Consider the following 551-nt stretch of genomic DNA (forward strand, 5'->3'; position numbering starts at 1 on the left):
GTCAATCATCTGCTAAATTCCGTGGATGGCATGTGAAAACTGATCCTGCCATAGAACAAGCTTTTTCGAGATGCAGCAGGTAAAGATGTAACATTGACAACAGAACATCTTTCTTACCAACCATTATCTCAAAATAATGAAAATAGTTGTCTAACTCACTCTTTATCAGAAAGTGAAGGCTTGACTGCATTATTAGATGTAGTTAACCAACCCGCGACTGAGCATATTGATGCTGAACTAAAACATCTGAAAGGAGCTATTGGTTATTTAGTTAAATTTCAATTTAATAACCAAGTGGTTTATGCAATTAGAAAAACTGCTCCGACATGGAAACCTAAAATTCGTAATTCTTTTATTAATGCTATTTTCCAAAATGGAGAATTATCTGCAACACCTGAGGAAACCTTCTCTTTTGATGACTATTTTGATTTTTACTGCATTAATGAGGCTATTTTTATTAAGTCGAAGCGTGCATATGAAAGTACAACTTCAGATAAAAAAAGCTACCAAAGGAATTTTGATAGCTTATTAATAGATCCCTCATTTATAGA

General features: G+C 33.4%; 1 protein-coding gene. It reads left to right on the forward strand.

Translation table 11 applies throughout. The features are described 5' to 3' along the window. Positions 1 to 93: 93 nt before the first annotated feature. A partial coding sequence (locus ACTHUT_RS21635) for a Kiwa anti-phage protein KwaB-like domain-containing protein (protein ID WP_440419870.1) occupies positions 94 to 551 on the forward strand: 458 nt, incomplete at its 3' end.

The organism is Neisseria sp. P0022.S010, assembly GCF_051956635.1.